This is a genomic window from Thermodesulfovibrio thiophilus DSM 17215 (assembly GCF_000423865.1).
Lineage (GTDB): Bacteria > Nitrospirota > Thermodesulfovibrionia > Thermodesulfovibrionales > Thermodesulfovibrionaceae > Thermodesulfovibrio > Thermodesulfovibrio thiophilus.
In genome coordinates this window covers 67,998-87,517 of sequence record NZ_AUIU01000017.1, presented here as the reverse complement: position 1 = coordinate 87,517, position 19,520 = coordinate 67,998, and the positions used below count along the sequence as shown (strand labels likewise).

Annotated in this window: 26 protein-coding genes; 3 read left to right on the top strand and 23 right to left on the bottom strand. The window is 36.0% G+C overall.

The window, feature by feature from the left end:
- The 6 genes from G581_RS0108940 to G581_RS0108915 all read right to left on the bottom strand — a co-directional run.
- Positions 1-296, bottom strand: a 296-nt coding sequence (locus G581_RS0108940) for a P-loop NTPase (protein WP_028845520.1), incomplete at its 3' end; no start/stop codon positions are given.
- Positions 289-609 carry a NifB/NifX family molybdenum-iron cluster-binding protein gene (locus G581_RS0108935; RefSeq protein ID WP_028845519.1) on the bottom strand — a complete coding sequence of 107 codons (321 nt, stop codon included), beginning with the start codon at positions 607-609 and terminating at the stop codon, positions 289-291. The genes G581_RS0108935 and G581_RS0108940, both read right to left, overlap by 8 nt.
- A 12-nt stretch (positions 610-621) precedes the next feature.
- Positions 622-867 (bottom strand): FmdB family zinc ribbon protein, encoded by a 246-nt coding sequence (locus G581_RS0108930; RefSeq protein WP_083962687.1) that lies wholly within the window; start codon positions 865-867, stop codon positions 622-624.
- Positions 868-880: 13 nt separating this feature from the next.
- Positions 881-1,075 carry a hypothetical protein gene (locus tag G581_RS0108925; RefSeq protein WP_028845517.1) on the bottom strand — a complete coding sequence of 65 codons (195 nt, stop codon included), beginning with the start codon at positions 1,073-1,075 and terminating at the stop codon, positions 881-883.
- A 17-nt stretch (positions 1,076-1,092) separates the two neighbouring features.
- Positions 1,093-1,461, bottom strand: a complete 369-nt coding sequence (locus tag G581_RS0108920; protein WP_028845516.1) for a NifB/NifX family molybdenum-iron cluster-binding protein — start codon at positions 1,459-1,461, stop codon at positions 1,093-1,095.
- 47 nt (positions 1,462-1,508) lie between these two features.
- A complete protein-coding gene (locus G581_RS0108915; protein ID WP_028845515.1) occupies positions 1,509-1,835 on the bottom strand; it encodes a DUF5320 domain-containing protein in 327 nt (108 codons plus the stop codon).
- A 152-nt stretch (positions 1,836-1,987) separates the two neighbouring features.
- On the opposite strand from G581_RS0108915, the gene G581_RS0108910 reads away from it, so the two are divergent.
- Entirely contained in the window at positions 1,988-2,335 is a 348-nt protein-coding gene (locus G581_RS0108910; RefSeq protein ID WP_028845514.1) for a hypothetical protein, read from the top strand.
- 256 nt (positions 2,336-2,591) lie between these two features.
- On the opposite strand, the gene G581_RS0108905 is transcribed toward G581_RS0108910, so the two are convergent.
- The 9 genes from G581_RS0108905 to G581_RS0108860 all read right to left on the bottom strand — a co-directional run bounded on the left by G581_RS0108905 (position 2,592) and on the right by G581_RS0108860 (position 11,583).
- Positions 2,592-3,272 (bottom strand): energy transducer TonB, encoded by a 681-nt coding sequence (locus G581_RS0108905; protein WP_028845513.1) that lies wholly within the window; start codon positions 3,270-3,272, stop codon positions 2,592-2,594.
- Positions 3,273-3,736: 464 nt separating this feature from the next.
- Positions 3,737-4,498 (bottom strand): ABC transporter ATP-binding protein, encoded by a 762-nt coding sequence (locus tag G581_RS0108900; RefSeq protein WP_051179157.1) that lies wholly within the window; start codon positions 4,496-4,498, stop codon positions 3,737-3,739.
- On the bottom strand, positions 4,499-5,590 hold the full coding sequence (locus G581_RS0108895; protein WP_083962685.1) for a FecCD family ABC transporter permease: 1,092 nt from the start codon (positions 5,588-5,590) through the stop codon (positions 4,499-4,501).
- Entirely contained in the window at positions 5,547-6,638 is a 1,092-nt protein-coding gene (locus G581_RS0108890; RefSeq protein WP_028845510.1) for an iron ABC transporter substrate-binding protein, read from the bottom strand. Before G581_RS0108890 ends, G581_RS0108895 begins: the two co-directional genes overlap by 44 nt.
- A complete protein-coding gene (locus G581_RS11275) occupies positions 6,577-6,984 on the bottom strand; it encodes an IS110 family transposase (RefSeq protein ID WP_028845509.1) in 408 nt (135 codons plus the stop codon). The genes G581_RS0108890 and G581_RS11275 overlap by 62 nt, the downstream gene beginning before the upstream one ends.
- Positions 6,985-7,011: 27 nt before the next feature.
- Entirely contained in the window at positions 7,012-7,452 is a 441-nt protein-coding gene (gene tsaA / locus G581_RS11270; RefSeq protein WP_038065763.1) for a tRNA (N6-threonylcarbamoyladenosine(37)-N6)-methyltransferase TrmO, read from the bottom strand.
- Positions 7,425-8,225 (bottom strand): ATP-binding protein, encoded by an 801-nt coding sequence (locus G581_RS11950; protein WP_028845508.1) that lies wholly within the window; start codon positions 8,223-8,225, stop codon positions 7,425-7,427. Before G581_RS11950 ends, tsaA begins: the two co-directional genes overlap by 28 nt.
- Positions 8,226-8,237: 12 nt before the next feature.
- Entirely contained in the window at positions 8,238-10,463 is a 2,226-nt protein-coding gene (locus tag G581_RS0108870) for a TonB-dependent receptor (protein ID WP_028845507.1), read from the bottom strand.
- Positions 10,464-11,112: 649 nt separating this feature from the next.
- A complete protein-coding gene (locus G581_RS0108860; protein ID WP_028845506.1) occupies positions 11,113-11,583 on the bottom strand; it encodes a Fur family transcriptional regulator in 471 nt (156 codons plus the stop codon).
- A gap of 200 nt (positions 11,584-11,783) precedes the next feature.
- Here G581_RS0108860 and G581_RS11265 point away from each other — a divergent pair, with 200 nt between their 5' ends.
- A complete protein-coding gene (locus G581_RS11265; RefSeq protein ID WP_338065331.1) occupies positions 11,784-12,665 on the top strand; it encodes a rhodanese-like domain-containing protein in 882 nt (293 codons plus the stop codon).
- 306 nt (positions 12,666-12,971) lie between these two features.
- On the opposite strand, the gene G581_RS0108845 is transcribed toward G581_RS11265, so the two are convergent.
- From G581_RS0108845 to G581_RS0108825, 4 genes are all read right to left on the bottom strand, one after another.
- A complete protein-coding gene (locus tag G581_RS0108845; RefSeq protein ID WP_028845505.1) occupies positions 12,972-13,172 on the bottom strand; it encodes a hypothetical protein in 201 nt (66 codons plus the stop codon).
- A 209-nt stretch (positions 13,173-13,381) separates the two neighbouring features.
- Positions 13,382-13,774: a GNAT family N-acetyltransferase gene (locus tag G581_RS0108835; protein WP_028845504.1), complete on the bottom strand. Its 393-nt coding sequence runs from the start codon at positions 13,772-13,774 to the stop codon at positions 13,382-13,384.
- Positions 13,755-14,891, bottom strand: coding sequence for a class II glutamine amidotransferase (locus G581_RS0108830; protein WP_028845503.1), 1,137 nt, complete (start codon positions 14,889-14,891; stop codon positions 13,755-13,757). Before G581_RS0108830 ends, G581_RS0108835 begins: the two co-directional genes overlap by 20 nt.
- 70 nt (positions 14,892-14,961) lie before the next feature.
- On the bottom strand, positions 14,962-16,767 hold the full coding sequence (locus G581_RS0108825) for an amidoligase family protein (RefSeq protein WP_028845502.1): 1,806 nt from the start codon (positions 16,765-16,767) through the stop codon (positions 14,962-14,964).
- Positions 16,768-16,781: 14 nt separating this feature from the next.
- On the opposite strand from G581_RS0108825, the gene G581_RS12170 reads away from it, so the two are divergent.
- Positions 16,782-16,958, top strand: a complete 177-nt coding sequence (locus G581_RS12170) for a hypothetical protein (protein WP_169368430.1) — start codon at positions 16,782-16,784, stop codon at positions 16,956-16,958.
- On the opposite strand, the gene G581_RS0108820 is transcribed toward G581_RS12170, so the two are convergent.
- From G581_RS0108820 to G581_RS0108805, 4 genes are all read right to left on the bottom strand, one after another.
- The gene (locus G581_RS0108820) at positions 16,930-17,691 is read right to left on the bottom strand and encodes a RecB family exonuclease (RefSeq protein ID WP_028845501.1); all 762 of its coding nucleotides are present in this window, start codon (positions 17,689-17,691) and stop codon (positions 16,930-16,932) included. The genes G581_RS12170 and G581_RS0108820 overlap by 29 nt on opposite strands.
- A gap of 300 nt (positions 17,692-17,991) precedes the next feature.
- A complete protein-coding gene (locus G581_RS0108815) occupies positions 17,992-18,390 on the bottom strand; it encodes a hypothetical protein (protein WP_028845500.1) in 399 nt (132 codons plus the stop codon).
- Positions 18,391-18,413: 23 nt separating this feature from the next.
- A complete protein-coding gene (locus G581_RS0108810; RefSeq protein ID WP_028845499.1) occupies positions 18,414-19,151 on the bottom strand; it encodes a hypothetical protein in 738 nt (245 codons plus the stop codon).
- Positions 19,148-19,399, bottom strand: a complete 252-nt coding sequence (locus tag G581_RS0108805; protein ID WP_028845498.1) for a hypothetical protein — start codon at positions 19,397-19,399, stop codon at positions 19,148-19,150. The genes G581_RS0108810 and G581_RS0108805 overlap by 4 nt, the downstream gene beginning before the upstream one ends.
- Between the last annotated feature and the right edge of the window lie 121 nt (positions 19,400-19,520).

Sequence of the window (19,520 nt, the reverse complement as noted above, 5' to 3'; positions counted from 1 at the left end):
TCATAAATTTTTAACGGAAACAATCCCATATCAGTCATTAAAGGACAATGTCCCTGCAATCCAAGCATATTGGGTATATTCGGTCCATGAATATCAATATCAAGAAGTCCAACCTGATAACCTTTTTGTGAAAGACCAACTGCAATGTTTGTTGATACTGTGCTCTTTCCTACCCCACCTTTGCCTGAAAGAATAAGAATTTTTTTCTTAATGCCTGAAACAGTTGCTTTCAATGAAATATCCTTTTTAATTTCCTGCCTTTCATTGCACTCACAGCTGTTCTTATCCTCAGTCATTACCTTCCTCCATAAGTTTTTTTATTGCTTCAGTTACTTTGCCCTCAAAATCAAATATTGATACTCCTGCTTTTTTTAATACCATCTCGGCATTTGATCCAACTCTTCCTGTTATAACTTTTTTCGCTCCCTTTTGAACAACAAATTGGGCAGCCTGGATTCCTGCTCCACCTATTGCCTCTTTCCATGAATTTTCCAAAGCTTCATACTGCATTGTCTCAGTGTCGTAAATTATAAAATATTTACATCTACCAAATCTTGAGTCAATCTGAGAGTTTAAATCTTTTCCTTCTGAAGTAATACATATTTTCATTTTGTTCTTCTCCTATTTATTTCTTCTGCAACTTTCTCCAGCTGAACATGGAGGACTGTCACATCTTTCAGTCCTTCCACAGCAAGTTTTTCCTCCTTTAGATAGGCTTTCAGTCGATATATTGACCGAAGAAAAGATTTTTTGAATATTCTTGCTTCCGCAATATTTGCAGACAATTTCGTAATTTTTTTGCATTAGGCCAACAAGATACTCACTTATTTTTCCACAACTAAGACATTTATATTCATAAATTGGCATAAAAATCCTTCCCTCATGCTCTTACCATGGGAGTTCCACATTTTGGGCAACGTTCTTTAAGACATGGAATTCCTCTTTTATGAGATATTTTTGTGCCACATTTTGGGCAAATACATTCACCCTCTTGTCCTGCTCCTTGCCCACTTTTTCTTCCAGGACCAGAAGTAGATCCTTTTCTTCCTCCTGCTCTTCCATATCCTTGTGGCATTTCTTCTCCTTTAAAAATTAATGATTACAACCTTCGTGCGTATGTTCACCATGATCACAAAGGCTTTCACCACCCTTTAAACCGCCCTTTATAAATTTATCAAGAATTTCATCCACTTTTCCTGTAACTCCAACTATTACCATTATTCCTGAACTTTGAAGATTTGCTATAGCATTTGGTCCCGCTCCACCTGCAATAACATGAGTCACGTTTTGTTTTCTTAAAAACATGGGAACCTGTCCTGGCTGATGTGCTTTAAACCCTGGATTTTCAACAAAACTTTTGCTTATAACTTTTCCGTCTTCGATATCCGCAATTGTAAAACCCGGACATCTTCCAAAATGTTGAGCAATAAATCCATTTTCTGTTGCTATGGCAACTTTCATTTTTACCTCCCTCAATAATTTTCAACCAAAGGCAAAGCCTCCGGTTCTTACTCTGCTTTTTTCTTTTCCAATTCTTTTAATTGAGTTTCAACAGCGTCAAGTTCTCTTCTAAGAATTTCTGCTTCCTGTTGCAGAGCTTCCGTTTCTTCAGTAGAACCTCCTCTGAAAAAGCGCATCCTTGAGAACCATCTCGATCTAAACCTTCCTCCCCATCCTCCAAACCCACCAAAGCATCTCCATCCTCTCATTCTTCTAACTCCTCTGCCACCTGAGGGATTCATATATCCTGAGACTTCAAATCCCGCACATCTACCTAAACCTCTACCACTCATTGGACCTTGTCCTAACGGACCTGTCTTGTCTCCTCCTGGCATATTTATCACCTCCTGCTGGTTATTCTAATTTTATAATAATGAAAATCATTCTCATTTGTAAAGAACTAATTTTGCTAATGAGATTTTTAAATAATTGACTCAGATAATAATAAAAAACTATAGTACATGATCTTGAACAAAGGAGGATTATTATGAATAAAATTGCTTTATTTGCATTTCGTGGTGAATCTATGTGTTTTATTCACGTACTTTTAAATGCGATTCAGATGAATGAAAAAGGAATGGAAGTTAAAATTGTTTTAGAGGGAGAAGCTACAAAACTTGTGCCAGAATTAATTTCTGAACAAAGCTTTCTCAATAATTTTTTTAAAAAAGCATGGAACAATAATTTGATTGCTGGTATCTGTAAAGCCTGTGCGCAAAAAATGGGCACTCTAGATTCTGCTTTAAGTTATGGCTTCAATATTCTTGAAGATATATCTGGACATGCAGGAATGTCTCAATTCATAGAAAAGGACTATAAAGTAATAACTTTGTAGAAGAATTTTTAATTTTCTTAATTTCTTAATGATTACCATACAGACTGCTGTCTTTTTTAAGCATATCAATATTTTAAGCTAAATTCTGTTTCTGGCAAAAACCGGAAGCCCTTATTAAAGTCTGTCATCCTGAACTATCAGGATGCTCGGTGTCTATGATATAGAGAGGACGTCACTTGTTTTAAAAAATATAGTTTTATTCAAAAAGTTTTTTATCAAAATAATATTTTTTTAAACAGGATCTTATATAATAACGTTATTTTAGAATAAATCTGACAGGAAGAATGGCTTTGCAGGCTACTGCTTTACCATCTTTTATAGCAGGGTAAAATTTTGATTTTTTTACGGCATCTATAGCTGATTCTGTAAAACCATATGGAGCCTTTTCAATAACTTCAATATCTATAAGCTTACCATGTTCATTTATTATAAGTCTAAGAACTACTCTTCCTTCCTTTCCAAGCCTTCTTGCAATTTTAGGGTAAACCGGGGTTTCTCTGTAGATAAACTGAGGTCCGTTAACTGCGCCAAAGGTAGTATCTATAATCCTGTTATCACTGCGACTTTGATTATCACTTTCGATTCTTAATGACCTTTCTGATGTTCTTGATATTACAGGAGAGGACGAAACAGCGCAGCATGTTTCTTTGATGGATTTAGTATTAGATTTTATTGATTCTGAAGGTTCTGCATTAATTTCTTTAGCATCTGTTGTGTTGTTTGATTTCTGTTGTATTTGTGTATAATAATTTTTCTGTTTTTTTTGCAAACTTTTTGTTATATTCAAATTTTCTCTAACAGGAGTAGAAAATTCGGTTACAATAAAAACTTCAATTTTACTGTTGTCCTTGACACGATAAGCAAAACTTAACAATGCAATAAAAAATAAAATATGTAGAAATATTGAAAACAAAATAAAGAATTGAATTTTATGCATATATATCCTGATCATTTTCAAAAAATAAGCCATGAAAGCAAATTATTTTACCTTCATGGCTTTATAACCTATCCTTCAGGATAAGTTTATAAATTAGTTTATAGATTTTAAAAAATATATAAATTCTTAGTCAAATAAACTTCAACTATACACGCTAAGGTTTAAATTCATATATATTAAATTTTCTCTTTAATAGCCAAATATTTAATTTCATGAGAGGTATAAAAATTGAAAATCACAATATCAATGGTATCAGCCTATAAAAGTTTGCTTAATTCTGCAAGAGGCTCAAGCTTGATATTGAAGATTTTACAACTATTTATTACAAAATTATATTCGATTAAAGCATCTTAATCTTTCCTCATTTTTGAATTGAAAAGATAGACAATTTTTATCTCTGGAAAAAATGCAAATAGGAACTTCAGGTTATCCTAAAATTACCGATAGGTTAGCAGAAACCCTCGTCACTTGTGACAGGGAAAAGTCAGAAATTTTCTTCCATTGATTTCAACAATTTTAACATCAATCTCATAAACATCCTTAACAAGCGAAGGCTCAATAATACTCGAATCTCCTGCACGGTAAATCTCACCATTTTTCATAAAAACGAAATAATCGGCAAACTGAATGCCAAGGTTAAGGTCATGAAGAACAATTATGGTTGCAAGATTTAAGCTTTTTGTTACTCTCTGTAAAATGTTGAGTATCTCAATCTGATTTTTGGGGTCAAGATGGTTTACAGGCTCATCAAGCAAAAGCACCTCTGGTTGCTGTGCAAGCGCTCTTGCAATAAGAACTTTCTGAGCCTCTCCTCCGCTTAATTCATTAATTTTTCTGAAAGCAAATTTGGAAAGACCTAAATCATGAATAATTTTTTCAATAAGTTCTAAATCTCTCTTAGTTGGTTCAAAGGAAATGTGAGGCTTTCTTCCAAGAAGGATCGTATCAAAGACTGTGCTGTAAGGCACTGAATTGGAACGTTGTGGCAGATAGGCAACTTTTTTTGCAATCTCCTTAGCTGAGTGTTTTTTTATATATTCACCATTTATACAAATTGTTCCTTTTTTTGGTTTTATAATTCCGTCAATTGTTTTTAGAAGCGTTGATTTTCCTGAGCCATTGGGTCCTAAAACAGCATAGACAATCCCTTTGGTGAACTCAATATTCAAACCTTTTAGGACATCTATATCTCCGTATCCTGAAAAGAGTTCTTTAATCCTAAGCATCTAAAATCTTCTCCTTCTTATCAGTAGATAAAAGAACATGGGTGCGCCTGCAAAGGAGGTTATTATGCCAACAGGCAAAACAGTAGGGGAGATAACTGTCCTTGCGATCAGATCAGAAATGGAAAGCAGTAAAGCTCCAAAAAGGGCTGAATAGAGAATGAGAAATCTGTGGTCATTTCCAGCTAAGAGTCTTACAATATGAGGTGAAACTAATCCCACAAAACCAATTATCCCGAGAAAGGCTGTGCATACGGAGACGATAAAGGCACTCAGCAACATGCCTGAAACCCTTAAAAATTTAATGTTCACTCCAAGACTTCTTGCAGTTTCATCTCCCCAAAGCAGTGCATTAAAGTTCCATCTTTGAAGGAAAAAATAAATAAAACAGGGGATAAAGGCAAGAAACATCAGTCTTACTTCCATCCATCCAGCCTTTCCCATGTCTCCAAATGTCCAAAAAACAGTGGCTGCAACCTGAAAATCATTGGCAAAATACTGTAGAAACATAGTAGCAGAGCTAAAAAGACTGCTCAGTCCCACTCCTGCAAGAATTATTGTTTCGGGAGTTATATTTTTCAGAAAAGAGAGAAAAAGTATGAGAACAACAGTCAGGATAGCACCAATAAAAGCTGAAACCACAACTAGATAACTTTTAAAAACTATTACTGCCTCTGTTCCAAAGGAGTGTGATTGTCCTGCACCAAAAACAATTATAGCAAAGGCTGCTCCAAAGGCCGCTCCTTGAGATACTCCCAGAGTAAAAGGTGAAGCCAGTGGGTTTTTGAGCACATTTTGCATCACAGCACCTGCAACTCCTAATGAAGCACCTGCAAGAATTGCTCCTAAGGTTCTTGTAATTCTTATGTTCCAGATGATATAGGAGTTTTCAGTGTTGTTAAAGATAGCCCTAAAAACTTCGATTAGAGGAAGATTCATTGAACCAGTTGAAACCGAAATAAGAGCCACTACCACAACTGAAATCAGCAAGAAAAATGCTAAAATAAGTTTGGCATGAAAGGCTTTGAGATACCTTTCTTTTATTGAAACTTCAGTGAACTGTAATTTCTGACTCTTTGAATTCAACCTTTCCATATCCTCTGTATACGCTCTTTAAATCACCATAGACATCAATTCCAAGAAATTTTCTGAAGATTTCTTCTGCCTTCTTCTGAGGATTTATATCCCCAAACCTTTCAGGATATATGACCTTTCCAATAAAATATGCATTGGCAATTAGAATCTCCAGATTTGTCCTATAAAAATTATAAGGAAAAACAGTATAAACCCTTCCTTCTCTTAGAGCTTTAAGTTTTTTATAAAACTCTTTGTTTTTCAAATAATCATCGTTTACCAAAGAGAATCCACCAGTATCAATGAAGATGTAGTCAGGATTCCATACAAGAAGTTTCTCTCTGTCAATAAAAATGTGGCCCTTTTTTCTTGTATCATCAACCACATTTTTCACGTTAAGCCATCGAAGAGGTGGATAGTCTGCTTCAGAGCTTGTAATTCCGTGTGCACCTCTTGCGCTTATCGCTCCTATATAGACTGAAGGCTTGTTAGAGTTTTTTGTTTTCCTTTCAATTTCAGCTATGCATTGATTTATATATCTGTTTAACTCCTCTGCTCTTTTTTCTTTCTGAAGAATTTTACCAAGAAAATTAAAGGTGTTCTGTATATCCTCTATTCTGAATCCTTCTGTTCTTGCATACTGAATTACAACCACAGGTATTCCTGTTCTGCTCTGAATTAGTTGAGCATTGTCAACCTCAAAAGTAATAACAAGATCAGGATTTACTGCAATGAGCTTTTCAAAGTCAGGAAGCTTTCCCGGTCCGCCTTCTCCTACTGAAGGAATAGTATGCACCCTGTCCTTTATAGCAAGCCAGTATGCTTTTCCAGTTGCTATATTGCCTTTCATTATTCTATGCTTTTCTACTCCTTCAATGCCTGCTACTCTGTCAAAGGCTTGAAGATAGACTATGTATCTAAGAGATGCTGAGAGTGCAACTACTTTTTCAACTTTCTTTGGGATTGTAACTTTCCTTCCAGCCATGTCAGTAATTGTAATTATCTCCTTAGCATAGACAGAAGAAAGAAGCAAAAAGGTAAAAATCATTGAAAGCAGAGCTTTCTTCATTATATCCTCCTCCTATTATCTTTAATTCAAATTTATATATCTCTTCTATTTCAATAGTAAGAATTGAATTAAGGGATTTTTCTGAAGAAAACAATTCTTTCTTAGTTACTATACCATTCGCATTCAGTATATTATGTATCTTGTTCTTCAATGTTGTTCTAAGTTTATAAAACTTAGATCTCGTCCCTATAAGACTTGTTAATTGTGCCTGTTTGTTACTCTTAACTCTAAATGTGGACATTAGTTCTTTATTTAAATATTTTGCGATTATCTCTGTATCATGTTCATCTATTTTCTTTGCTGAATTGGATATGATCTTAAATTGGATGGAGTTTATCACTATCACTTTTTTAACAACTTCCTCCTTCTCTTGTCATTCTTCGCTCCGTTCAGAAGGACTATATGCCTGTTTTTCATAGGGCTTATATTCAATGTAAGGCTTTATATCGAGCACAGGAGTTCCATCCAACATATCAATTCTTCGTACTTTGATTACATTATCGAAAATATCAACTACTTCAAGCACTGAAAGCCCTATTGGATTTGGTCTGTGCGGTGAACAGATACTGAAGACTCCTCTTTGTTCATTAATATGAGCTGGTTTCTGATTAAGCTTATCATATGTAAATGGGGGTGATTTATGGAAATAAAAAATAACAACAATTTTATCTCCTGCTTTTATACCTTTCAATCCGTCGTTATACTCAGGATTAATAATAATCTGTCCTTCAATATCTGAAATTGTCCAGTGTCGTGGTAAACTCTCTGCCTTTGCTCTTACATATCCTATGGGATTAAATCTGTATTCTTCCATATTTTTTCTGAAACCTCCTCAATTTCATTAAAAATAGATGTTTTCTGTGGTATTTTACCTTCAATGGAGGAGCTATAAATCTCCGGTGAAAAGTGTATTATCCCTGAAATGTGAATTTCCTTTTTCTGAAGATTCTGTTTAAGTTTATCCTCAAATTCTAATGGCACTTTATTTAAAAGAAAATACACCTTTTTATCCATCTTTTGGGCAAGCAAGAGAGCTTTCTCTGCTACCTCAATGGAGTCAAGATAGGGTTCAGCAACTGCTATAACCGTGTCTATTCCTTTTTCAATTCCTCTTCCAAAATGTTCAACTCCTGCTTCTGTATCGACAATAATTATTTCTGTGTTTTTTAACTCAATCTTATCAAGAAACTCTCTGATTACCACTCCCATGGGACATGCACATCCCTCCATAGGTTCCTTGATTTTCCCAATACTAACCAGAAACATTCTGTCATCTTTTATGATAAATTCATCCGGAATGTCATCAATACTGAAAATCTTTCTTTCAATTAAACTCATTTTAAGCTCTTTTTCTCCTGACTGAAATCTTTTGATAATACTTTGCTGAACTGTTTTCTTCCCGCCTAAAAAATCCATAAACGCTGAAGGTGGACTGTCAAAACCAAAGAGTTTATAAAGTGTCTGATTGCTTTCATCTGAATCTATAACGAGAACTCTGTTACCTCTTTTTACCAAAGCCTTTGTAAGTCCATACACTACAAAACTCTTACCAACACCACCTTTACCTACTACAGCAACTTTCTTCATATTCTTACCCCCCTAAAAAGTAAAAGATATTGAGCCTTTAACTGTAAATGGAGCACCTACATAATAGGTAGTTCCAGATACAGCATTGTCCATTGCATTGATTACAGAAACATACTTTTTGTCAAAGATGTTATCTAACTCTATGGAAGCTTTTAATGTCTTGAGTGTCCCTATTTTTTCTTTGATGTAGCTAAGTTTTAAGTCAAAAACTTGATAAGAGGCTACTTTTTCTTTATGTTCTACATTTCCGTATCTTTTCCCTATATATCTCAGTTGAGGAATAATCTCAAAATCTTTGTATTTAATTATTAATCCTGATGTAGCTGACCATCTTGGCACATCCACTACCTGTTTGCCGTCTGTTGAAAAGGTTTGGCCCTGATAGGTAATATCACCGTCATAGGTTAAGTGATTGTAAGTGGGATTAAGATAAAAGGTTAACCCATTTGAGAGAAAGACATTCATAGGAAGCTCCAAACCATATCCTTTTGCTTTTCCTAGGTTCTGCTGATAGTTTACAGATTTTCCGCTATCTAAAACTCTTGGATCTGAAACAGTGGTAAGAAGATTTTTGTGTTTTGAGAGAAATAAAGTGGGAGTTATCTCTATAATATCTTTGATAATTCTTACTCCAAAATCCACATTATAAGAACGTTCTATGTTATAGCCCTCAAATAGATCATTAAGAGTTATTCCTGCAGCCTGAAAATTTGGTCTTAAACGATTGTAAAGGCTTAAAAGAGGCATATAAGCATAAGGTCTTATGAAGTTTTTCCCATAACTTATGTAAACTTCAACGCTATCATCAAAACTGTAAGATAATCCTGCTGTTGGAAGCCAGATATCGTAGATTCTGCTTTTTCTATCAAGATCCGGTGCCCTTACTAAAGTAGGAATTCCGCCAGGATACTCAGTTACATAACCCTTGCTTTCTGAGTCTTTAAACTTAAAATACTTAATACCCATCTGCCAGTTAATTTTCTCAATGGTTCCAGCAATCTTTAAGTATGGGCTATTAATATAGTTAGTTTCTGTAGTGGTGAAAACTCCATACCCCCGATAGGTTAGATTTGCTTCGTTATTTATCCAGTAGTTTTCAGTATATATATTCATGTCTGCTGATTCGTAGTGGTAGCCTAATGAAGCTTTTATATTACCAAGTTCAAAGGCTATTTCAGAGATTAACCCCTTTCTTTCTATATCTCTTATTCTTTCCTGCACTCCGGGCTTTCCTTGAATACTTTCTGAACCATCTTTTATTTTGGCGTCTTCTTTTGATATGTAAGGTTTAAAGATGAGCTTGATAGAGTCACTAACTTTGACATTTATAAATCCATAGAAATCCCTGTTTTTATGTCTTTCCCAGTTGTATTTGTAGTAAAGATAGTCATCCGCAGGCGTACCAGTAAATGATTTATTGAAGTCCAGTCGATAGAAATTATCTAAGTCTTTTATCTCCTTATAACTTAAAGATCGGTACTTATAGTGTTTTATTTCGTTAAAGTTTGCCCAAAGTTTAATTTCAATAGTTTCCCCAACTGGCTGAACAAATGTAAAGTTAAAGTTATTTCTCGGGCCAATGTCGCCAGGACCTTTCCACTTATCCTGTTCTGTGAAAGAATAAGAAAGAGACAGTCTTGTCTGAACAGAACCTATAGTGCCTGAATCAAGCCTGAGGAATGTTCTCTTATACTCAAAGGAACCTACAGATTGGGAAAGTTTTAAGCCGAATTTTTCATCTGCCCAGAGAGGTCTCAACTCAATGGCACCTCCGCGATTTCCAACTCCTACTCCGAGATCTCCAGGAACAGCACCTTTGTATAGTGATATACTTTCAAAGTTTTCAAGATCATAAATATAGGCTCGTGGACCCATTGGATTACCACCATAATTGGGAATCCCTTCGACTGTCATAGCCCCAAGATAGCCTCTTATGCCTCTAACTCTTATATTTGTCTGTTCTGTGGCAAGATTATTTGAATCAGGGCTTTCAAATACAACTCCGGGAAGAATGGAGATAGCTTCATAAATGTTTGTTTTGCCTCTTTCTCCTGAAAGTTCCAGCCCTTTTGTCGTTAGTTCTGTTCCCGTGTAAACTGTCTCACCTGTTTGTTTTGTAGGGGTCATAATTTTTTCTCCTGTTACAACAACTTCAGGTAATTTTGTATCATTCTGTTGCCCTGCTGGAGCAGAATCAAAACACAAAAAAACTAAAATAAAAACAATTAGATAAATCATCTCAACCCCTCAAAGATATTATTTAACTTGTACTCTCTTCAGAGAGGCTGAGACTTTTCATAAGTCTACTTCATAAAAAAAGCCGTGGCTGGGAGTACTCTCCCTTCCACGGCCTTCATGGCTTGAAGCTGACTTTTCCCCGTCACAAGTGACGAGGCTTTCTTCTACTAAGCTAAAGGTAATCCTTCTTGGATTAGCAAATTAAAGCATAAAAACAAACTTTTTGTCAACTCTACAGATGTGCTACAAAATTAATTTTTTAACTCAGCTTTCCTTAAAAAAAACACTTCGAGTATTTTAAATTTTTTCAGCAATTTTTTTAATTTCAACATTAAATTTAGACTCAAATGATATATTTTTGTTTATGTGATAGCTATGCCCATTTTTTACAGTTTTAATATTTTTTAATTTTTCAATCAAGGAAACCTCTGATATAGATCATTACACCTTTCAATTAAAATATTATTTCTGGATTTTCCCTTCAAGATTCAACTACCACTATGAAACCATCATATTTTAAATATTTTTTCAATCCTAAATTAAAAAGCCTTTTCCCTAGCAGAACAGATAGTTATAATAGCAAATAGAATAATATAGGTGAGCTTTCAACAGAGGTATAAAGTTTATAAATTCATTTTATTATAAAAATTTAGCTTTTTTCTATTAATGATTTACATTTATCACAGATTCCCCAAAACTGTATATCCGAACGCTCAATGGTAAACTTACATTTTGCATATAAAATATCTTTCAACTCTTTAAGAGGATTCTGCTGTTTTTCATGGTCTATTTCATAATCAATAATTTTTCCACAAATGCGACAGATAAGATGATAATGTTCTACTTTTTCTTTTCCCTTAATGAATTCATAACGAGATCTGCCATCTTTAAAATCATACTTTCTTATAATTCCCATCTCTGTGAGGAGTTCTAATGTTCTATAAACTGTAGCAAGCCCTATACCTGGTAAGAGCTTTTTTACTTCAAGAAATATTTCCTCAGCACTTAAATGCCCATTCTTTGATGATAGAACTTCAATTATGGCTTGCCTTGTCTGAGTCCATTTTAAGCCAAACTCTCTAAATCTACCTCTACAACCACATCCTTGTCCAAAAGGCATAAAAACTCCTTTTGAGAAATATTTTCATTATAGCCAAGAAAAGTTTTTTTAGCAATTTATCAAAATTACGTTATTATATTTTTTTTAAAATAGTCTATTCACAAAGATAGCTCTCTCAAATTATTTAATTTCCAACCACTTGACAGTGAACGAAAGTTTACTCATAATCTTATTATACAGGATAACAGCTAAATGAAAAAATTGAAGCTGTTGACAGTTTTATCATACAAATAGAAGGATGTCGGGCTACTCAGAATTTAGCTACGCTTAATCAGTGGGAAGCAGAACGTGGTGATAGAAATCTGTATATTTTTGATGTTAGACAACCAGAAGAATATGCCAAGGGTCATTATCAAGGAGCACGTTTTGCTCAGGGTGTTCAATTAGTTCAGGCTACAGATGAATATGCTGCTGTGCGTAATGGCCGTATTGTTCTTCTTGATAATTATGAAGTTAGAGCCATAATGACAGCCTCATGGCTTAACCAGATGGGATATCCAAATGTCTATGTGTTAAAAGACGATTATACAAAACTTCCAATGACTCAGGATGTACATAATATTGTTAGTGATGTTTTAACTATTTCTTCTGAAAAAACATTGTCTGCTGAAGCGCTCAATGATTTATTAACTAAAGACAAATCAGCCATTGTAATTGATTTGAGCAACAGCAAAGAATATGCTGCTGGACATATACCAGGTGCATATTGGATTGTTAGAGGCAGACTGCCGCTTGCTAAAGATTTGATTGCATCGGCATCTCAGGTTGTATTAACAGCTTATGATGTTAGAATTGCAAAAAATTCTTTAAAGGATTTTAAAATGCTCTGGCCTAACAAAAAAGTTTACATATTAACAGGTGGAACTCAAACATGGAAAAATGCTGGTTTTGCTGTTGAGAAAGGACTAAATCGTGCTCTATGCAGTAATGATGATAACTGGTATAAACCTTATGAGGACGTTGGAGCTAATCCAAAAGCAATGCATGATTATTTAACATGGGAAGTTGGACTGGTTGAAAAAATAGAAAGAAGTGGTGAAGTTCACTTCGATGTTAAATGTCCAGCAAGGCAAACCAAGTAATTGATTTAAACAATTGCAACAAAGATAGATGTAGAAATAAAAAACCCCCGGAGTGGGTCTCCGGGGGTTTTTGTTGTTGTTAATAAAAGATATATTTTTTAAAATTTCCTTCTAAGAGTAATAGTTACAGTTTTTACTGGGTTTAATTTCGTCATCAACTCCACAGCACTTAACGTGTTTATAAATATCAGCTTCTTTGTTACCTTTAAAAACTCTTAATGCTTTTAACATTTTTGCCCCTCCGTTTGTTTTTAAAGTCTATTCCCCCGTTGTCAAAGACAGACAGGAGGAATAGAGAGATAAACTTTAATTTTTAATACTTTTAAATGACAGCTGTTTTACTTCTTCAATTGAAGTCAGCTCCCCATACTGTATGAGAAGTGAAAACAGCTTTTCAACTGCAATCTTTCTGGACTGTCTGGATATGAGAAATATGTAGGTAAATTCATTATTGATTGTTAATTTTTCTCCTTCTTTTTCTCTGATTCTTATAACTATATAACCCATGTTACCTCCTTAAATTTTATTATTGGCAAATAAGAATAGAAATATAATCTGACCAATCAGTATAATCGGGGCTATATTTGAGATATGATCCCATGCAAGCACTATGAATCCAAACAAACATATAAATAAAACAGCTATTAAATACATTGACCCCTCCATAACTAAATGAAAAGGGCAGGAGAACTCCTGCCCTTAAAGTTTGACAGTTTTTATAGCTTCTTAAGCAGCAGAATCACTTCGTTTGAAGTGGCAGGGTTTATGAACTCAAGGGCTTCTTTGAATCCCAGCCTTAAAAATATCATCATCGATGGCTTATTGCCCTTTATAACAGTGGCAGCCACAACAGGTGTTTTAATATGCTCAAGAGCATTTTTAACCAGATTAGTTCCGATTCCTCTGTTTCTGTAATTTTCAGCCACGTAGAGATATCTGATTTCAGTTTGAAACCATGAGGCTTTATAGATACCCACAACTCCTGTAAGCTGTCCATCTATAAAGCAGCCTGTACATTTAACCTTAGATGGCAGACTGTCTTTGTAGTGCTCTGCTGAGAGAAAGTTTAAACAGTCTTGTCTGCTTATCTCAGAAAGGTTCCACTTCATTGCCTCCTCCTTTGAATATCTGCCTGTTTCTTCGTTCGTCGTAATACGCCTGCAAACAGGCTTCAATATCGATTTTTGTTTCTACGTCGCTATCCGAAACTGTATAGTAGTCCTGCTCTAATATTGAGATTGCACGGTCAAGTTCCTCATTTGTCAGTTCGTAGGGAGCCTTATTGAAAATTTCATCTTCCGTAGTGCACTTATCCTCAAGACCTCCGGTATTTCCCCAGCATGGATTAAAAAGTGGCGATTGTTCTTTCTGTTTTTTATTCTTGCCGTTACCGTATCCGTACAGGTCATAGTAGCCGTATTCATCGTAGAATGAGTAAGATTTTTTCTTTTTCTTGCTGACAGTATCTCTATGAGGAATCTCATCGGTGTCTTTAATAACAGGTTTTCCATCTTTGAACCTGATTCTGTAAAGGTGATATGGTTTGACTTCAGAGTATTCGATCTGATCTGGTTCAACTCCCGCAATTTCGAGTGCCTTTTCAAACATGTTCTTTGTTGATGCGAAGAATATGTTGTCTCCATAAAAAAAGACATTAAGAGGCCTCTGAGAATTTCTCCACAGGTAAATGCCTTCATCATTCAACAGAGCAAATGCGAAGTCTCCGATGTCGCTAATCTCATATGTGGCATTCTTAATGGCATCTGTAATTTTCACTCCTTTTCTTAGCTGAGCGGTGATGCATCTTAGAAACAGTTCAGAGTCCACTTCCACTTTATCTGTGTTTGCACTGAACTTCTGTGCAACTTTCAGCATCCTACCGCCGAGCACTCCGTTGTGTATCAGAAAGTGCCATCTACCCCTGCACACCGATCCAAAAGGATGAGCGTTTCTATCTGTCTGTGGCCCTGATGTTTTAAGCCTCACATGCCCTATCAGGTGAGTTTTAGAGTCTCTGTTTCTGTTGAGAAAGTCTCCATAACCTCTGGCTATGAAATATAAACCCCTCAATCCTTTCTTCTTGATCATAAACTGGCCTTTCTTTTCATCGTATAAAACCAGTCCTGTGCCGTGAGGGTTGTTTCCCTCTTCGGCAAGGATGAGTCCTCTAATAATTTTTATGCATTCGCCGTTTAAATCCCCTGAAAAGCCGAATATTTTGCACATTTATAAATTCCTCCTGATTTTTATGGAATTGTTTAAAAAAGATAGGAAACGCAAAACGCTTTATCCATATTTAGAAATCAAAAATTTCAAAATTACGAAGCATGTGTGTAAGATATGTAGCCCTTGCAACAGCAATTGAATGAACACAGTGGTTGTAAATTCTGAATGTGCGGCAACTGCACGTGAGGGTTTCACTTTCAGAATCGTATCTCACCTGATAAGCTCCGCTTGAGTCAGAGGACAGTGACGGGAATCTGATCATTCCGTCTCTTGATTCTCTGATCAAGTGACATACTTCATCGTATGAAATGGATAATCTCCGTGATGGCGCCAATGAAGCGAGATTTCTCATATGGTTATCAGGTAGCCCCGAATTGCGATAAACAAGGCTTTCCATCCCAAACCTGTTTGTGAATACTTCATTAACCTTCGTTCTTATAAATGCTTTTATTTCGCCTAAAAATCCGTAATAATCGGGCATGTCTGGTTCTCTGTCTGATTCTGCTCTCTTGAAAGCATTGTATCTTGTGATTAAGAATTCTCTGCATTTTCTTATGATAGATATGGAGTTTTCAACGATGCCAAGCTTGTCAAGAACCTCTTCTATGGTTGGATTGTCGCTGAAGTGGGAATGCTTAAGTCCCTCTTTAACCTTCTGCATTAATTTTAAGCAGAAGATAACCCAGTATATCACCTTGTCAGAATTCATCGTTCCCTGATGAATGCGGAATTCAACAGTTTTATATTGGTTGAAAGCATTAACATTGAGAGCGCGGTAGCGGGTTACATTAATCTGTGAGTTAAACGGATCTATGATGCTACTCACAGTTTCAGGAGACTTCCTCAGCCAGCAGCAGTAGGTGTTGTTTCTTCTACTTTTAGACACCAGATAGTAAATTACAGGTTCAATCTTTGCCCACACAAGAGAAAGTCTTCTGAGGTCATCTCTTGAATAGTTCCATGCATCAACATGAACGTGAAACCCGCAGGAGCTGTTCACAATTCCTCCAATCTCTCTCCATATGGAGAGAACCTTTTTAATCTCATCGAAGCCCTCGCATCCAAAGAGCTTCGGAGATGTTAGCTCCATGGATTTATACTCCCTCTGCTCCTCAACTGACATATTTCTTCTTACTGACCCGTCATCTCCGACCTTCCAGGTTTTGTTCCGCATATCGTGTGAATACCCTGTTAAAATTGACCTGATGTTATTTTCCTGAAGTTTCCTATTGAACCCCTCACGATTTCTTATCAAACCTTCAAGTTCAACCCCAAAGGAATACAGAGGCAGAAGCTCATAAGAGGGATTAGACTTTATGAGACTTACAAATTCGTGATAGTTAACTCCCATCTTTTTAAGAAGGTCAGAAACTATCCAGTAAGCCTGCTCGGATGAAAGTTTGTCATTAATTGTTACTCCAAGCTTTTTAAGCAGAGTTTTCTGCCAGTCTGTGACTTTTTTAAATGAAGTGGAGGAGAATGTAAACTCTGATGTAAACTCTGTGGACCGAATGTGCTTACAGGTAATAACTCCGTTTTCTTCAACTGTTCCTCTCTGAAACAGAAAGCTCAGGCAGTCACAGAATGGAGTTTGATCGGTAAGCCTGTATATTCTGTACTCTCCGTTACAGTTTCCTGATTCAACTGTTCTTATCAGTTCTCTGTCTGGTTTCTGCTTTCTCTTTGGAGCCTTCTTAATGATCACTCCGCAGTTTGGACACTCGTAGGAATTCTCAGTGATTACGCCTCCACATACAGAACAGGCGCAGCTGGCAACATTGCCTGTCTGAGTTTCGGAATTTGAAATATTATCAACAACATCAATAACTTCATCGTTTAAAACATCAATATCAACAATACTTGCTGACATAGGCATAGTAAAGCCCTCCCATGATTTCAATAGAATTAAAAAACCCTGCGCAAATACCGTCAAAGACGGAAATTCGCGAGGCTAAAATGGCTTTAAATGTTAAAGACGAAATAAAACTTCAGTTGAAATTAAACGAGATAAAAGATGGAAGGATTTTAAATGAAGAAATTACCTTGACAGATACCTGTCAGAAGTGATTATAAATTTGCTTTTAGCATCAGGCTCTTCCATGCATACTGGCAGGAAATCGCACCAGCTGCACTGCATTCCAGGAATCTTGAAGAAATGCTCTTTCTCGATATCACGAAAAACCTTTAAAACCAGTTCTTCAAAGTTTTTGAAATCCTCCGCTGTTCGCTCTGAAAAGCAGTACTGGATTTCAGGAATTTTCTTTTTAATAAGAACGCCAAATCCAACCTTTGAAGGAGCCTTCTCGGTGACTGAAAGCACATAAGCATAGGCAGTTAACTGCAGATCCAGCTTTGCCTTGAATTCAGAGTATTTAGTGGTTGATGTTTTCCAGTCAAGCAGCAGTTCTCCACCCTCTCCGGTGAAATCAATGGTTGACCAGAATGGGACCCTGTTTGCAACTTCAATGTAGCGTGTTTTTTCAATGCTGGATGCTTCAACTGGAGTATCAGGATCTGACTGCCACTGTGAAAGCATTTTTTCTCCCTGTAAAAGCAGTGTTTCGTGATTATCTCCATTTGAAAACTCATACTCGGTTTCGGATTCTAAAATCCATATCCTCTTAAAAGTCTCCGCTGGATTTTCTCTTTCGATAAAATACTTTGCTATTGCAGCATGAACAGTTGTTCCAAATGCCAGAATGGCTTTTGGCGTTTTTTTACGTAATTTTTCAACATGAGACAGCTTGAATTTGAACGGACACAATAAATAGTCCTTTAACGACGATGCTGTTAAATACATAAAACACCTCCTGCTAAGTTTTATTTTTTTAAAGCAAATGAGTAAATTAATTGATTAAATAGTTAAAGTGGTTGATATTGCTTAATAGAAAATAAAGAGGTCAAATAGACACACATATATTGTTCATATAGGAGCATCTGTTTTAGATACTCTCGCTCTCCATATTGGAGAGTCGCATTCAAAAGAATGCGTGAAATATATAATTCAATATATCATCTGTTATTTCATCTGTCAAGTGGTAAAATTCAGTAGTCACCGCACGTTGAGACTATTTCAAGCCTCAACATGCGGCATTTGTTTTTAGATTCTCAAATCTCCGTTTCCTCTGTCGTATGCAATGTCCATCGTTTTATCGATTTTTGTGTCTGCATCCATTTCTCTGCGGGGCAGAAGCGCTTCTGGTGGAGTATAAGGCACTTCCGCTTTTTCGCAGATTTTCTGAGCCGCATTATTCAGCAATTTTATAGCTTCAAAGTACTCTTCAAGCAGTTCTGTCACATCATCAGGGTTGAACCTTAGAAGCAGCCCCTGCCTTAAAATCCTTATCCCTCTGTCTGCATCCTTTACAATGCGAAGCACTATCCTGCTGTCCGAAGTTCTAACACGCATTACCCATGAGTCTGCTTCTTTCGCAAGATTGACTTTCCTTTCCATAATTCTTTGATTCCTGCTTACAGGTTGATTTTGCTTGTCTGCCATTTTTAACCCTCCTTTCCTTTTTTTTAAAGCTCTCTTGTCAATGTTCTTTTTCTTTTGTCTTTCAAGTATGTCTGAAGCACTTTAATACCTGGAATTAGTACAAAAAACAAAGTTGTAAACACTACAAACCACGCTGAAATTAAAAAAACATTTCTAAACTCCATTATCCAGTTGTAAGCGCTGATGAGCAGGGCTGGATCAAGAGTAATTATCTTCCACTTCATAATTTTCAGAATCCAGCCTCCAACAACCTCAGGAGATAGCTTAAAGTAAATCCAGTGAAAAAAAATAAATAAAAACATTGCCTTTAAAAAACTACCACCATATAAACCACCCAGCAGAAAATTAATTATTATTCTTGTCATACGGCACTTACGAATGTAAAACTTCCCTACCTGACCAATAAAGAAAGCATATCCAATCGTAAATCCAATAGTAAGCAGAAAAGCATATATCTGGTCCACTACGCCTGGACTGTAAGAGCCAAAAATAGGAATCAGCTTCTCAAAAACTCCCATCATTACAGGAGTAAGAAGTCCCGTAAATAAACCAGATACCAGAGCAGCCTTAACTCCAACTTCTGCAAACAGAACTCTTTGTTTGGTGGTAAAATACCTCTCTGGCAAAGGCGATCCTTTTTCCTCGGTTGTATAGCAGTATTCTATTTCAGTAATTGCATCAAGAAGGTTTTTAACCTTTTCATTTTTGCCAGGTGCATATACACTGCCGTCACTGCCTCTTCCAGATGCTCTCTCACTCATTGCACAATCCCCATAATTCTAAATAATACCCAGCCATATCCAAATAATAAGGCTAGCGCAAAAAAAGCTAATCCTCTCGCCATATTCTCAATTCTTACCCAGAACCAAAAAGAAAAACCAAGACATATAAACCCCAGCATTCTTGCAAGCCAGCCGTTGAACATGGTTTCAAACAACCAGCGAAAGAATCTGAGATATGATTCTCCGCCAAAGTGTTTTAATGGATCAAATATGCTGAATATGTCCATATTAATATGGCAGAACTCTGGTAACCATATTTTTTAAGGAGCTGGAGGAGAAGAGTTATTAAAAATTTAATTACGGGGGAGCGCGTTTTTGACTCCCAGAAGAGGACTCATCCTTTGATGG

Coding starts and splice junctions, on each gene's coding strand:
- G581_RS0108920 (WP_028845516.1), bottom strand. CDS start 1,461: ATGAAAGTTGCCATAGCAACAGAAAATGGATTTATTGCTCAACATTTT.
- G581_RS0108930 (WP_083962687.1), bottom strand. CDS start 867: ATGCCAATTTATGAATATAAATGTCTTAGTTGTGGAAAAATAAGTGAG.
- G581_RS0108935 (WP_028845519.1), bottom strand. CDS start 609: ATGAAAATATGTATTACTTCAGAAGGAAAAGATTTAAACTCTCAGATT.
- G581_RS0108860 (WP_028845506.1), bottom strand. CDS start 11,583: ATGCCTTTTGGACAAGGATGTGGTTGTAGAGGTAGATTTAGAGAGTTT.
- G581_RS0108870 (WP_028845507.1), bottom strand. CDS start 10,463: ATGATTTATCTAATTGTTTTTATTTTAGTTTTTTTGTGTTTTGATTCT.
- G581_RS0108805 (WP_028845498.1), bottom strand. CDS start 19,399: ATGGACATATTCAGCATATTTGATCCATTAAAACACTTTGGCGGAGAA.
- G581_RS0108835 (WP_028845504.1), bottom strand. CDS start 13,774: ATGAAGTGGAACCTTTCTGAGATAAGCAGACAAGACTGTTTAAACTTT.
- G581_RS0108890 (WP_028845510.1), bottom strand. CDS start 6,638: ATGAAGAAAGCTCTGCTTTCAATGATTTTTACCTTTTTGCTTCTTTCT.
- G581_RS0108810 (WP_028845499.1), bottom strand. CDS start 19,151: ATGAGTGAGAGAGCATCTGGAAGAGGCAGTGACGGCAGTGTATATGCA.
- G581_RS0108905 (WP_028845513.1), bottom strand. CDS start 3,272: ATGCATAAAATTCAATTCTTTATTTTGTTTTCAATATTTCTACATATT.
- tsaA (WP_038065763.1), bottom strand. CDS start 7,452: ATGGAAGAATACAGATTTAATCCCATAGGATATGTAAGAGCAAAGGCA.
- G581_RS0108915 (WP_028845515.1), bottom strand. CDS start 1,835: ATGCCAGGAGGAGACAAGACAGGTCCGTTAGGACAAGGTCCAATGAGT.
- G581_RS0108900 (WP_051179157.1), bottom strand. CDS start 4,498: ATGCTTAGGATTAAAGAACTCTTTTCAGGATACGGAGATATAGATGTC.
- G581_RS0108895 (WP_083962685.1), bottom strand. CDS start 5,590: ATGGAAAGGTTGAATTCAAAGAGTCAGAAATTACAGTTCACTGAAGTT.
- G581_RS0108815 (WP_028845500.1), bottom strand. CDS start 18,390: ATGGCAGACAAGCAAAATCAACCTGTAAGCAGGAATCAAAGAATTATG.
- G581_RS0108830 (WP_028845503.1), bottom strand. CDS start 14,891: ATGTGCAAAATATTCGGCTTTTCAGGGGATTTAAACGGCGAATGCATA.
- G581_RS0108845 (WP_028845505.1), bottom strand. CDS start 13,172: ATGGGTTATATAGTTATAAGAATCAGAGAAAAAGAAGGAGAAAAATTA.
- G581_RS0108910 (WP_028845514.1), top strand. CDS start 1,988: ATGAATAAAATTGCTTTATTTGCATTTCGTGGTGAATCTATGTGTTTT.
- G581_RS0108825 (WP_028845502.1), bottom strand. CDS start 16,767: ATGCCTATGTCAGCAAGTATTGTTGATATTGATGTTTTAAACGATGAA.
- G581_RS0108925 (WP_028845517.1), bottom strand. CDS start 1,075: ATGCCACAAGGATATGGAAGAGCAGGAGGAAGAAAAGGATCTACTTCT.
- G581_RS0108820 (WP_028845501.1), bottom strand. CDS start 17,691: ATGTATTTAACAGCATCGTCGTTAAAGGACTATTTATTGTGTCCGTTC.
- G581_RS12170 (WP_169368430.1), top strand. CDS start 16,782: ATGATTTCAATAGAATTAAAAAACCCTGCGCAAATACCGTCAAAGACG.
- G581_RS11950 (WP_028845508.1), bottom strand. CDS start 8,225: ATGAAGAAAGTTGCTGTAGTAGGTAAAGGTGGTGTTGGTAAGAGTTTT.